This window comes from Pseudomonas sp. LY-1, from assembly GCF_053502595.1.
Genome location: NZ_CP094353.1, coordinates 4,544,540 through 4,557,390, shown reverse-complemented (window position 1 = coordinate 4,557,390; position 12,851 = coordinate 4,544,540). Strand labels below are relative to the sequence as shown.

Sequence of the window (12,851 nt, the reverse complement as noted above, 5' to 3'; positions counted from 1 at the left end):
TTAGCCTCGGGTAGGAACAAGAAAACGCATCCAGCGACGTTCGGCCAGTCGAAACAGGCCCACCAGTGCAAAGGACAGCAGCATGTAGAGCAGCGCGGCGATACCGAAGGCCTGGAACGTCAGGAACGTCTCGGCATTCGCATCGCGGGCCACCTTGAGGATGTCGGCGACGGTGGCGGTAAACGCCAGCGACGTGGCGTGCAGCATCAGGATCATTTCATTGCTGTAGGCCGGCAACGCACGGCGCAGCGCCGCGGGCACCACCACAAACAGGTTCAGTCGCCAGCCGTGCAGGCCATAGGCGCGTGCCGCTTCGATTTCGCCATGGGGAATGTTGCGGATCGCCCCGGCGAAGATTTCCACGGTGTAGGCACAGGTGTTGAGGACGAACGCCAGCAGCGTGCAGTTCAACGCGTTGCGGAAGAACTGGTTGAGCAGGGCGTTGTCCTGCACCACCTCCAGGCTGTACAGCCCGGTGTAGCAAATCAACAGTTGGATATACAGCGGCGTGCCGCGAAACAGGTAGGTGTACACCTCCACTGGCCAGCGCAGCCAGGCGTGTTCCGAGACGCGGGCGATCGCCAGGGGGATCGACAGGAAAAACCCGAACAGCACCGAGATGATGAACAACCACAGGGTCATCGCCACCCCGGACACACCCGCGCCGTCGCTGTACAGGTAGGCCAGGCCGTATTGCTGGAACAGTTCGATCATCGCGCTATCCTCTTGATGCCGAGGTTGTAGCGCCGTTCGAGACGCTTGAAGATGCGGTTGGAGAGGGTGGTGATCACCAGGTACACCAGGCCCGCGAGGATCAGGAAGTACAGCGGCTCGTTGGTGGTCTTGCCGGCGTTCTGTGCGGCTTTGACCAGGTCGGACAGGCCGATGATCGACACCAGCGCCGTGGACTTGAGCAACACCAGCCAGTTATTGCCCAGCCCCGGCAGGGCGAAGCGCATCAACTGCGGGAACAGCACCAGGCGAAAGCGCTGCCAGCGGCTCAGGCCATAGGCGGTCGCGGCTTCCAGTTGACCGGCCGGCACGCTGAGGATCGCGCCGCGAAAGTTTTCGGTGAAATAGGCGCCGTAGATAAACCCCAGGGTGACCACCCCGGCGGTAAACGGGTCGATTTCAAAGTAGTTCCAGCCGAAGGCTTCGGTCAGGTCGTTCAGCCACAGTTGCAGGCTGTAGAAAATCAGCAGGATCAGCACCAGGTCCGGCACGCTGCGAATCAGCGTGGTGTAGAGCGTGGCCGGCACCCGCAGCAGTTTGACGCTGGAGAGTTTGGCGCCGGCGGCGATCAAGCCCAGGCCAAGGCTCAGGGCCAGTGCGAGGAACGCCAGCTTGACCGTCATCCAGGCGCCCTGGGCGAGCATCGGGCCGTAGCCCTGCAGGTTGAGGAATTCGTTCATGGGGAGATCTCTAAAGGGCGCAGACAGACCCCTGGGGGAGCGGGCTTTGGTGGGAGGGGGCAAGCCCCCTCCCACACAAGTCTTCTCTCACAGAGGCGGTGTTGGCTTACTCGTTGTAGATGTCTTGATCGCCGAAGTATTTCTTCTGGATCTGGGCGTAGGTGCCATCGGCCTGTACGGCAGCGATGCCCTTGTTGATCAGCGCGCGCAGTTCCTGGTCGTTCTTGCGTAGGCCCATGGCGATGTCCAGGGGCAGCGTCGGGTCCTTGAAGGCCGGGCCGGTCTTGAAGTCGGCGCCTTCGGGCTTGGACAGGAAGTTGAGCTGGGCTTCGAGTTTGTCGGTCAGGGTGGCGTCGAGGCGGCCGTTTTGCAGGTCGGCGTAGTTCTGGTCCTGGGACTGGTACGCCTTGATCTGGGCGCCGAGCTTGGTCAGGTGCGCGCGGGCGTAGGCTTCCTGCAACGAGCCCTGCAGCACGCCGACTTGTTTACCCTTGAGGGATTCCGGCGTGTCGCCGAAGTCGGCGTTCTTGCGGGTGATCACCGAGGTGGGGCTGAGGAACAGGCGGTCGGTGAAGTCGATCTGTTTTTCCCGCGCCGGGGTCACGGCCATGGAGGACATGATCGCGTCGAACTTGCGCGCGCGCAGGGCGGGGATCATGCCGTCGAATTCGTTATGCACCCAGGTGCATTTGACTTCGAGCTTGGCGCAGATCGCGTTGCCCAGCTCGATATCGAAGCCTTGCAGGCTGCCATCGGCGGCGACGGACTCGAAGGGTGGGTATTCGGGGAATACGCCGAAGCGGATTTCTTTCCAGTCTTGGGCGTGGGCGGCGCTGGCGCACAGCGGCAATAGCAACGCAGCGAACAATGAGCGGAGTGGCGTCATGTGGAGTCCCTATATTTTGTAATTGATGTCAGGGCAGTCAAAGGAGCAGCGCGCATTCATTTGCTGACTCTTCGGTCGCGCTCAGAATGCTTCAAGGTGGTGCGTTTTTTGTGTCGTTTACCCCGTGCTCAAAGCGCGAATTGCGCTGTTAAAACAGGCAATGCAGCGGAATCGGCTGCGGCACCCGCTGAATCGGCTTTTGATCGTCGTGGTTCTGGCCTGCCCTCGGCGCAAAGCGGCAGGCCAGAGCGGTTTCAGGCGCGCTTTTTGTGCTGTACGCGCGGAGGTTGGGCCAGGCGTGCGAACAGGTCTTTCGGGTCGGCCAGGTCGGGCACCAGTTCCAGTTCGCTGCCGACGTCCAGCGCCTTGGCCACGTCCAGCACGTAGCGCAGCGCCGAATAGTCTTCGATGGCAAAACCCACCGAGTCGAACAGGGTGACCTGGCGCGCATTCTCGCGGCCGGGCGCCTGGCCATTGATCACTTGCCACAGTTCGGTGACCGGCGAATCGGCCGGCATGTGCTGGATTTCACCTTCGATGCGGCTTTGCGGTTCGTATTCGACGATCACCCGCGCACGCTCAACGATGCGTCGGTCGAGTTCGGTTTTGCCCGGGCAATCGCCGCCCACGGCGTTGAGGTGCATGCCGGGTTCGATCATCTCGTCGGTGAGGATGGTCGCGTAGGCTTTGTCGGCGGTGACGGTGGTGACGATGTCCGCGCCTTTCACCGCTTCGGCCACGTTGGCGGCCAGGATCACCTTGATTGCCGGGAACGCCTTGAGGTTGGCCGCCAGCTTGGCGGTGGCCCTGGCGTCGATGTCGAACAGGCGGATTTCATTGATGCCCAGCAGGGTGTGGAAGGCCAGGGCCTGGAATTCGCTTTGCGAACCGTTGCCGATCAGCGCCATGCTGCGGCTGTTGTCCCGGGCCAGGTAGCGTGCGACCAGGGCCGAGGTGGCGGCGGTGCGAATCGCGGTGGTCAGGGTCATTTCCGCCAGCAGCAGCGGCCGGCCGGTGTCCACATTGCCCAAGGCGCCGAAGGCCATCACGGTGAGCATGCCGGCCTGGGTGTTTTTCGGGTGACCGTTGACGTATTTGAAGGCATACAACGACGCGTCGGACACCGGCATCAGTTCGATCACGCCCTCCGGCGAGTGGTTGGCCAGGCGCGCGCATTTCTCGAAATCCTGCCAGCGCAGGTAGTCGGCGCGGATGTACTCGGCCATCTCGGTGATGCAGGTTTGCAGGCCTTTTTGCGAGACCAGGTAGCTGAGGTCGTTGACGTCGATATAGCGGGTCATGGAGTGGCTCCTGTAGTTATTGGAAGGTGGCGCGGGCGGGCAGATGCACTTCCGCGAGCATGCAGCGGGCACTGCCGCCGCCGATGCGTTCGATGTTGTCGATGTTCACCACCACCGGCCGCGTGTGGCGTTCCACATGCCGGCGCTGCGCGGGTTGCAGGGCGTTCCAGGCGCTGGCGGACATCACCAGCAGCGGCTGGCCGTCGCGGTCGTGGACTTCGAGCATGTTGCCGGCGAAGGCTTCCAACTGGTCGAAATCGAGGGCAAGGATGTCCTTGCCGGTGTCGCGCAGGGAATGCTCCAGGGCCTGGCGTTCGTCGGCGTCCGGCAGGGCTTGCAGGCACACCACCGAGAGGTTGCGGCCGACGCTCATCATCACGTTGCTGTGGTAGATCGGCGCGTGGTGGCGGTCGACGGCGTGGAACACGCAGAGCTGATAGTCGAGGCGTTCGGCGAACTGGCGCAGGGCGTCGTGGTGGGTGCGCCCGGAGTGGCAGGCGTAGCTGATCCGGTGTTGGCGGTCGAGCACCATGCTGCCGGTGCCTTCGAGGAAGATGTTCTGTTGTTCGAGATGGCTGAGGTCAATCGTGTCCTTGATTGCAAAACGCTGTTCGAGGACGTGCAGCACGCCCTTGTTGCGCTCCAGTCGGCGGTTCTGGCCTTCCATCGGGTAGAGCACCAGGCTGCCGTCGGCATGGCTGCTCCACCAGTTGTTGGGGAAGATCGAGTCGGGGGTGTGCGGCGCCGGGGTGTCCTGCACGACCAGGACTTCGACGCCATGCCGGCGCAAGGTGTCGACATAGCCGTCGAACTCTTCCAGCGCTTTGTGCTGTGCGTCGATGGGGTCGAGGGGCTGGCGTTGGAAACGGTTGTTGATCGCGGTGTCCGGGTTGAAGGCAAAGCGCGCCGGGCGAATCATCAAGACGGTGTTGGTGGTTTGCATGGGGGCACGAATCCATGGGTTGAGCAGTGGAGCTATTTTGTGCGGGCTGACGGAGGAATCCCGGCTGAAACCGAGGCGGCGCTCAGCCGGGAAAGCTGAAAAGTGGGGTGTGGCAGCCGAATCGGCTGTGCGGGTTGGAATGCGATCAAGCGGTGGCGGATAGGTTGGCTGACGGAGCGCTATCGCAGGCAAGCCAGCTCCCACATTAGTATGGGGGTGGTTGTGGTATCCGAGTCAGGAAGGAGAGTGCATGTCTATCGCCGTTCGTATTGCCCAGGCCGCCGATGCAGATGGGATCAGCCGGGTCATCCTCGCCGCCTTGCACAGCAGCAATGCGCGTGACTATCCGGCGGATGTGATCGCCCGGGTGGCGGGCAACTTCACACCCGATGCGGTGCTCGAACTGCTCCGGCGTCGGTCGGTGCTGGTGGCGGTTCAGGACGAGGTGATCGTCGCCACCGCTTCCCTTGACGGTAATGTGGTGCGCTCGGTGTTCGTCAACCCGGCGCTGCAAGGGCAGGGCATCGGTCGGCTGCTGATGATCGAAATCGAATTGCGCGCCCGCGAGGCCGGGGTGACGGTGTTGAACGTGCCGTCTTCGCTGAGCGCCGAGTCGTTCTATACCAAATTGGGCTTTCACACCGTGCGCGACGTCTACCATGGCAACGAGCGCACGTTGGTGATGGAGAAAGCGCTGTCGTCGCGCCACCCTATCGGCGTCTACCGCGACCGTCTGCACCGGGCGCAGGTGGTTACGTTGTGGCAGGACGCTTTTGGTTATGACACCGCGCACAACCTGCCGACCCTGGCGATCGATAAGAAGCTGGCGGTCAATGACGGGCTGTTCTTCGTGGCGACGGATAAGAACGTCGTGATCGGTACTGTTCTGGCGGGGTACGACGGGCATCGTGGTTGGTTGTATTCGGTGGCGGTGCGCGCCGACTATCGCCGGCAAGGGCTGGGTGCGTCGCTGGTGCGGCATGCGGAGCAGGCCTTGAGCGCCTTGGGGTGTATGAAGATCAACCTGCAGATCACCGGCGGCAATGACACGGTGGTGGGGTTCTACGAGGCGTTGGGGTACGGGGTGGAGCCGAGGATCAGCATGGGCAAGAAGATGGTGGAAAATATTCCGACTCAATCCTGAGAATGATCGCAGATCAAATGTGGGAGGGGGCTTGCCCCCGATGACGGTGGGTCAGTCGATACCTCCAGTGACTGACACTCCGCTATCGGGGGCAAGCCCCCTCCTACAGGGTATTGCGGTGTGGCGGGGTTAGACCTTGACGATCCAGCCTTCTGGCGCTTCGACGTCGCCGGATTGCACGCCGGTCAGCTCTTTATAGAGCTTCTGGGTGATCGGGCCGACTTCGGTCTCGCTGTAGAACACGTGCAGTTTGCCCTGGTACTCGATACCGCCGATCGGCGAGATCACGGCAGCCGTCCCGCAGGCACCGGCTTCCTGGAAGATATCCAGTTGGTCGATGAACACTTCGCCTTCGACCACTTCCAGGCCCAGGCGGGTCTTGGCCAGTTCGATCAGCGACATGCGGGTGATGCCTGGCAGCACCGAAGGCGACTTCGGCGTGATGAACTTGTTGTCTCGGGTGATCCCGAAGAAGTTGGCCGAACCGACTTCCTCGATCTTCGAGTGCGTGGCCGGGTCCAGGTAGATGCTGTCGGCGAAGCCGGCTTTTTTCGCTTCGGAACCTGGCAGCAGGCTGGCGGCGTAGTTGCCACCGACCTTGGCGGCACCGGTGCCGTGTGGCGCGGCGCGGTCGTAGCCGGAGATCTGGAAGTTGTGCGGCACCAGGCCGCCCTTGAAGTAGGCGCCGACCGGGATCGCGAACACCGAGAAGATGAACTCCGGCGCGGTACGCACGCCGATGTTGTCACCGGTGCCGATCACGAACGGGCGCAGGTACAGCGCGCCGCCGCTGCCATACGGCGGGATGAACCGCTCGTTGGCACGAACCACTTGCTTGCAGGCGTCGATGAAGGCTTCGGTCGGCACTTGCGGCATCAACAGGCGACCGCAACTGCGCTGCATGCGCGCGGCGTTCTGGTCCGGGCGGAACAGGTTGATCGAGCCGTCCTTGCAGCGATAGGCCTTGAGGCCTTCAAAGCACTGTTGGCCGTAGTGCAGGGCGGTGGAGCCCTCGCTGATGTGCAGCACGTTGTCTTCGGTCAGGGTGCCCGCTTGCCACTCGCCGTTTTTCCAGGTCTGGATAAACCGCTTGTCGGTCTTGATGTAGTCAAAACCCAGCTTGTCCCAATTGATGCTTTCGTTACCCATGACACCCTCTATCTCTGGTCAAGTCGGTTTTTTTCTGAATGAGCGCAACAATACTGCATTCTTGCTTCATGTGGGAGCGGGCTTTTGTGGGAGGGGGCTTGCCCCCGATGAGGGCAAGCCAGTCGGCACATGCGTTGACTGGCCCACCGCTATCGGGGGCAAGCCCCCTCCCACAAAAGCCTGCTTCCACGGGGGGGTGAGTTTTTTACAGGTGGAGGGCGTGGCCCAGCGCTCGTAGGGCGGCTTCCTGGACGGCTTCGCCGAGGGTCGGGTGGGCGTGGATGGTGCCGGCCACGTCTTCCAGGCGTGCGCCCATTTCCAGGCTCAGCCCAAAGGCGGTGGACAGCTCGGACACGCCGACGCCAACCGCCTGCCAGCCGACAATCAGATGATTGTCACGCCGCGCCACCACCCGCACGAAGCCGCTTTTCGACTCCAGGGTCATGGCCCGGCCATTGGCCGCGAACGGGAAGCTCGACGCGATGCAGTCCAGCCCCGCCGCCTTGGCCTCGTCGGGCGACTTGCCGACCACCACCAGCTCCGGGTCGGTAAAGCACACGGCCGGGATCGCCGCCGGGTTGAATTCGCGGTGTTGACCGCTGATCAGTTCGGCGACCATTTCGCCCTGGGCCATGGCCCGGTGCGCGAGCATCGGCTCGCCGCTGAGGTCGCCGATGGCCCACACATTGCGCATGCTGGTCTGGCAGCGGTGGTCGATCCTGACCGCCGCGCCGTGCATCTCCAGGTCCAGCGCTTCGAGGTTCCAGCCCCGGGTGTTGGGGGTGCGACCGACGGCGACCAGCACCTGATCGGTCTCCAGCGACACGGTGTCGCCCTTCGGGTCGCGCACTTGCAGGCGGTTGTGCTCAAAGCCGGTGACGCTGTGCTTGAGGTACAGCTTCACACCCAATTGCTTGAGCGACTCGGCCACCGGCTGGGTCAGCTCGGCGTCGTAGGCCGGCAGGATACGCTCCTGCGCTTCGACCACGCTGACTTCGGCGCCCAGCTTGCGGTAGGCAATCCCCAGTTCCAGGCCGATATAACCGCCACCCACCACAATCAGGCGCTTGGGCACGCGGGTCGGCGCCAGGGCTTCGGTGGACGAGATGATCGGCCCGCCGATCGGCAGCATCGGCAGGTTGACGCCTTTCGAGCCGGTGGCCAGCAGCAGGTGTTCGCACTGGATACGCTGGCCGTCGACGTCGACGGTCTTGCCGTCCACCACCTGGGCCCACCCGTGGATGACCTGCACCTTGTGTTTCTTCAGCAGCGCGGCAACCCCGCTGGTCAGGCGGTCGACGATGGCGTCTTTCCAAGCCACGCTTTTGCGGATGTCCAGGGTCGGCACATCCACTTCGATGCCCAGTTGGGAGCCTTGGCTGTGGTGTACGGTCTGCTGGAACTGTTCGGCCACGTGGATCAAGGCCTTGGACGGGATGCAGCCGATATTCAGGCAGGTGCCGCCCAGCGCCTGGCCTTCCACGAGGATGGTCGGGATGCCCAGCTGGCCGGCGCGGATCGCCGCCACATAACCGCCAGGGCCGCCGCCGATGATCAGCAGGGTGGTGTGCAATGTCTGAGTCATGCCCTTACTCCAGGAACAGGCTGGCGGGTTGTTCGAGCAGGCCGCGAATGGCCTGGATGAATTGCGCCGCGTCCATGCCGTCGACCACGCGGTGATCGAACGAGCTGGAGAGGTTCATCATCTTGCGGATCACGATCTGGCCCTTGATCACCATCGGCCGTTCGACGATGCGGTTGACGCCGACGATGGCCACTTCCGGCAGGTTCAGCACCGGCGTGCTGACGATGCCGCCCAAGGCGCCGAGGCTGGTCAGGGTGATGGTCGACCCCGACAGTTCGTCGCGGCTGGCCTTGCCCGTGCGCGCGGCGCTGGCCAAACGCGCGATTTCCTCGGCATTGCCCCACAGGCTGCGTGCTTCGGCGTGGCGCACCACCGGTACCATCAGGCCCACATCGCTCTGGGTGGCGACGCCCACATGCACCGCACCGAGGCGGGTGATGACCTGGGCTTCGTCGTCGTAACGCGCATTGATCTGTGGGAAATCGCGCAACGCCACGACCATGGCGCGCACGATGAACGGCAGCAGCGTCAGCTTGCCGCGTGTCGCGCCGTGTTTTTCATTGAGGTGTACGCGCAGTTCGTCGAGGGCGGTGACGTCGATCTCTTCCACATAGCTGAAATGCGCGGCGCGCCGGGTGGCGTCCTGCATGCGCTGGGCGATTTTGCGGCGCATGCCGATCACCGGGATCTGTTCTTCGTCGTTGCGTTCGGCGTAGGGGTTGGCTGCCGTAGTTTTTTTCGCCGGACTCTGGAGCAAGTAAGCGTCCAAATCTTCGTGCAAAATCCGGCCCGCCGGACCGGACCCCTGCACCAGGCGCAGGGGAATGCCTGCATCCAGCGCACGCTTGCGCACGGCGGGGGAGGCCAGCGGACGCTCGTTGGCATCGCGGGCCACGGGGGCCTGGGGCGCGACGGACGGTTTGAGCGCCAGTGTGCTTTCTACCGCTGGGGCCGGCTTGCTTTGCGCTACCGGCGCAGGCGCCGCCTTGGCCGGTTCAGCCGTCATCGGCACGTCTTTGGTATTGCCCGCGCCTTCCACTTCGATGCTGATCAGCACACTGCCCACGGCCATGACTTCACCCGGCTCGCCGCCGAGGGCAAGTACCTTGCCGTGGACCGGCGAGGGAATGTCCACCATCGCCTTGTCGGTCATCACATCCGCCAGCACCTGGTCTTCGACGACCAGGTCGCCGACCTTCACATGCCAGGCCGAGAGTTCAACTTCTGCGATGCCTTCGCCAATGTCCGGCATCTTGATAACGTGCGTGCCCATTCAGACCTCCATGACCCGTTTCAACGCCGCGCCCACACGGGACGGCCCTGGGAAATACGCCCATTCCTGCGCGTGCGGGTAGGGGGTGTCCCAACCGGTGACGCGTTCGATCGGCGCTTCCAGGTGGTGGAAGCAATGTTCCTGCACCAGCGCCACCAGCTCGGCGCCAAAGCCGCAGGTGCGGGTGGCTTCATGCACCACCACGCAACGGCCGGTCTTTTTCACCGAGTTGACGATGGTTTCCAGGTCCAGCGGCCACAGGCTGCGCAGGTCGATGACCTCGGCGTCGATACCGGTTTCTTCGGCGGCGACTTGCGACACGTACACGGTGGTGCCGTAGGTCAGCACGGTGACGGCCGAACCCGGACGCACGATCGCGGCCACGTCCAGCGGCACGCTGTAGTAACCGTCCGGCACTTGCGCCTGCGGGTGTTTCGACCACGGCGTTACCGGGCGGTCGTGGTGGCCGTCGAATGGGCCGTTGTACAGGCGCTTGGGCTCGAGGAAGATCACCGGGTCGTCGTTTTCGATCGAGGCGATCAACAGGCCCTTGGCGTCATAGGGGTTGGACGGCATCACCGTGCGCAGGCCGCAGACCTGGGTGAACACCGCTTCGATACTCTGGCTGTGGGTCTGGCCGCCGTAGATGCCGCCGCCGCAGGGCATGCGCAGGGTCAACGGCGCGGTGAACTGGCCGGCCGAGCGATAACGCAGGCGCGCCGCTTCGGAGATGATCTGGTCGCTGGCTGGGTAGACGTAGTCGGCGAACTGGATTTCCGCCACCGGGCGCAGGCCGTAGGCGCCCATGCCCACCGCCACGCCGACGATGCCGCTTTCGGAGATCGGCGCGTCAAACACCCGCGAACTGCCGTACTTGTTCTGCAAGCCTTCGGTGCAACGGAATACGCCGCCGAAATAGCCGACGTCCTGGCCGAACACCACCACGTTGTCGTCACGCTCAAGCATCACGTCCATGGCCGAGCGCAGGGCCTGGATCATGGTCATGGTGGTGGTGGTCATGGCGGTTTCCAATTCGATGCTGTTGTTGTGATCGTTCATGTCAGACCCCCAACTCTTGACGCTGGCGCTTCAAGTGCTCCGGCATCTCTTTGTAGACGTCTTCGAACATGGTCGCGGCGCTTGGAATCTGGCCGCCGGCGAGGGTGCCGTACTGTTCGGCTGCTTTCTGCGCCTTGACCACTTCGGCCTCCAGTTCGGCACTGACCGTCGCGTGTTCCTCTTCGGACCACTGGCCGATCTTGATCAGGTGCTGCTTGAGGCGCGCAATCGGGTCGCCCAGGGGGAAGTGGCTCCAGTCGTCGGCGGGGCGGTACTTGGACGGATCATCCGACGTGGAGTGCGGGCCGGCGCGGTAGGTGACCCATTCGATCAGGGTCGGGCCGAGGTTGCGGCGCGCGCGTTCGGCGGCCCAGGCGGAAGCGGCGTACACCGCGATGAAGTCGTTGCCGTCCACGCGCAGGGAGGCGATGCCGCACCCGACGCCGCGTCCGGCGAAGGTGGTGGCTTCACCGCCGGCGATGGCCTGGAAGGTGGAGATGGCCCACTGGTTGTTGACCACGTTGAGAATCACCGGCGCGCGGTAGACGTGGGCGAAGGTGAGGGCGGTGTGGAAGTCCGATTCGGCAGTGGCGCCGTCGCCGATCCAGGCCGAGGCGATCTTGGTATCGCCCTTGATCGCCGAGGCCATGCCCCAGCCCACGGCTTGTACGAATTGGGTGGCAAGGTTGCCGGAAATGGTGAAGAAGCCGGCGTCTTTCACCGAATACATGATCGGCAGTTGCCGGCCCTTGAGCGGGTCGTGCTCGTTGGACAGCAGTTGGCAGATCAGGTCCACCAGCGGCACGTCGCGGGCCATCAGGATGCTTTGCTGACGGTAGGTGGGGAAGCACATGTCGTCGATGTTCAGGGCCAGGGCCTGGGCGCTGCCGATGGCTTCTTCGCCGAGGCTCTGCATGTAGAACGACATTTTTTTCTGACGCTGGGCGACCACCATGCGGTTGTCGAAGATGCGCGTCTTGAGCATGGCGCGCATACCCCGGCGCAGGATCTCGACAGGCACGTCTTCAGCCCACGGACCGAGGGCCTGGCCCTGGTCGTCGAGCACGCGGATCAGGCCCTTGGCCAAATCGGCGGTGTCGGCGGGTTCTACGTCGATGCTGGGTTTGCGCACCAGGCCGGCGTCGGTCAGACGCAGGTAGGTAAAGTCAGTCTTGCAGCCTGGACGGCCCGAGGGTTCGGGAACGTGCAGGCGCAGCGGTGCATACGGCTGGTTCATGGCTTTCTACGCTCGATCTTGTGAATTTCTTGTAGTGGGCGCGCTAGCTGACCGTCATCCTCCGGGTAGGAGAAATCTTGTCCTACAACAATCATAGGCGGGGCGTAGAAGAATATTTATCTGTGTTTCGTTGCGCTCTGGCTCATTTGCGGATAAAAAAACTGCATAAACATAATAAACAGGTGATTTTGTCTCATGCGCAAACTGGACCGTACCGATATCGGCATTCTCAACGCCCTGCAGGAGAATGCGCGCATCACCAACGCCGACCTCGCCCGCTCGGTCAACCTGTCGCCCACGCCGTGTTTCAATCGGGTCAAGGCGATGGAGGAACTGGGCCTGATTCGCGACCAGGTAACCTTGCTCGATGCCGACCTGCTGGGGCTGCACGTCAACGTGTTTATCCATGTCAGCCTGGAAAAGCAGAACGAACTGGCCTTGCAGCAATTCGAAGGGGCGATTTCCGACCGGCCCGAGGTGATGGAGTGCTACTTGATGGCCGGCGACCCGGACTATTTGATCCGTGTGTTGGTGCCGACGATCCAGTCGCTGGAGCGTTTCATGATGGACTTTCTGACCAAAGTGCCAGGTGTTGCCAATATCCGCTCCAGCTTCGCTCTTAAACAAGTGCGCTATAAGACTGCGTTGCCACTGCCGCCGGATGGATTGATGGTCTGAGACAAGGTTCGCGGCGCAACGCAACTCATGCATTGCTCTTTATTGGCGCGCGCGCTTTTTAGTATTGACACCTGTCAATGTATGTTTTACCTGAGCGCTCTATTGTATCGGCTACGTTCCCCATTCAAGTGGCCGGATAAGTCATGGAGAATCAGCCGCCAAGGTGCCGTGTACCCTACGACTT

12 protein-coding genes are annotated in these 12,851 nt (G+C 62.9%); 2 read left to right on the top strand and 10 right to left on the bottom strand.

Annotated elements, in window-relative coordinates; translation table 11 throughout:
- From MOQ67_RS20725 to ctlX, 5 genes are all read right to left on the bottom strand, one after another.
- Positions 1–714 carry an ABC transporter permease gene (locus tag MOQ67_RS20725; protein WP_046382798.1) on the bottom strand — a complete coding sequence of 238 codons (714 nt, stop codon included), beginning with the start codon at positions 712–714 and terminating at the stop codon, positions 1–3.
- The gene (locus tag MOQ67_RS20720; protein WP_448675545.1) at positions 711–1,412 is read right to left on the bottom strand and encodes an ABC transporter permease; all 702 of its coding nucleotides are present in this window, start codon (positions 1,410–1,412) and stop codon (positions 711–713) included. Before MOQ67_RS20720 ends, MOQ67_RS20725 begins: the two co-directional genes overlap by 4 nt.
- Positions 1,413–1,518: 106 nt before the next feature.
- Positions 1,519–2,298 (bottom strand): ABC transporter substrate-binding protein, encoded by a 780-nt coding sequence (locus MOQ67_RS20715; RefSeq protein WP_198718484.1) that lies wholly within the window; start codon positions 2,296–2,298, stop codon positions 1,519–1,521.
- 254 nt (positions 2,299–2,552) lie between these two features.
- A complete protein-coding gene (locus tag MOQ67_RS20710) occupies positions 2,553–3,599 on the bottom strand; it encodes an ornithine cyclodeaminase (protein ID WP_198718483.1) in 1,047 nt (348 codons plus the stop codon).
- A gap of 16 nt (positions 3,600–3,615) precedes the next feature.
- Complete coding sequence (ctlX, locus tag MOQ67_RS20705; protein ID WP_193040724.1) at positions 3,616–4,542, bottom strand: citrulline utilization hydrolase CtlX; 927 nt, start codon at positions 4,540–4,542, stop codon at positions 3,616–3,618.
- Positions 4,543–4,792: 250 nt separating this feature from the next.
- Between ctlX and MOQ67_RS20700 the strand changes: the two genes are divergently transcribed.
- The gene (locus MOQ67_RS20700) at positions 4,793–5,686 is read left to right on the top strand and encodes a GNAT family acetyltransferase (RefSeq protein ID WP_017847504.1); all 894 of its coding nucleotides are present in this window, start codon (positions 4,793–4,795) and stop codon (positions 5,684–5,686) included.
- A 129-nt stretch (positions 5,687–5,815) separates the two neighbouring features.
- On the opposite strand, the gene MOQ67_RS20695 is transcribed toward MOQ67_RS20700, so the two are convergent.
- The 5 genes from MOQ67_RS20695 to MOQ67_RS20675 all read right to left on the bottom strand — a co-directional run bounded on the left by MOQ67_RS20695 (position 5,816) and on the right by MOQ67_RS20675 (position 11,989).
- Complete coding sequence (locus MOQ67_RS20695; RefSeq protein ID WP_017847503.1) at positions 5,816–6,835, bottom strand: branched-chain amino acid aminotransferase; 1,020 nt, start codon at positions 6,833–6,835, stop codon at positions 5,816–5,818.
- Between the two features lie 205 nt (positions 6,836–7,040).
- Positions 7,041–8,420 carry a dihydrolipoyl dehydrogenase gene (gene lpdA, locus MOQ67_RS20690; protein ID WP_198718482.1) on the bottom strand — a complete coding sequence of 460 codons (1,380 nt, stop codon included), beginning with the start codon at positions 8,418–8,420 and terminating at the stop codon, positions 7,041–7,043.
- Positions 8,421–8,424: 4 nt separating this feature from the next.
- Positions 8,425–9,693 (bottom strand): dihydrolipoamide acetyltransferase family protein, encoded by a 1,269-nt coding sequence (locus MOQ67_RS20685; RefSeq protein ID WP_198718481.1) that lies wholly within the window; start codon positions 9,691–9,693, stop codon positions 8,425–8,427.
- On the bottom strand, positions 9,694–10,752 hold the full coding sequence (locus MOQ67_RS20680; RefSeq protein ID WP_017847500.1) for an alpha-ketoacid dehydrogenase subunit beta: 1,059 nt from the start codon (positions 10,750–10,752) through the stop codon (positions 9,694–9,696).
- A gap of 1 nt (position 10,753) precedes the next feature.
- Complete coding sequence (locus tag MOQ67_RS20675; RefSeq protein ID WP_057005599.1) at positions 10,754–11,989, bottom strand: 3-methyl-2-oxobutanoate dehydrogenase (2-methylpropanoyl-transferring) subunit alpha; 1,236 nt, start codon at positions 11,987–11,989, stop codon at positions 10,754–10,756.
- Positions 11,990–12,184: 195 nt separating this feature from the next.
- Here MOQ67_RS20675 and MOQ67_RS20670 point away from each other — a divergent pair, with 195 nt between their 5' ends.
- Entirely contained in the window at positions 12,185–12,667 is a 483-nt protein-coding gene (locus MOQ67_RS20670) for an Lrp/AsnC family transcriptional regulator (protein WP_017847498.1), read from the top strand.
- The last annotated feature ends 184 nt before the right edge of the window (positions 12,668–12,851 follow it).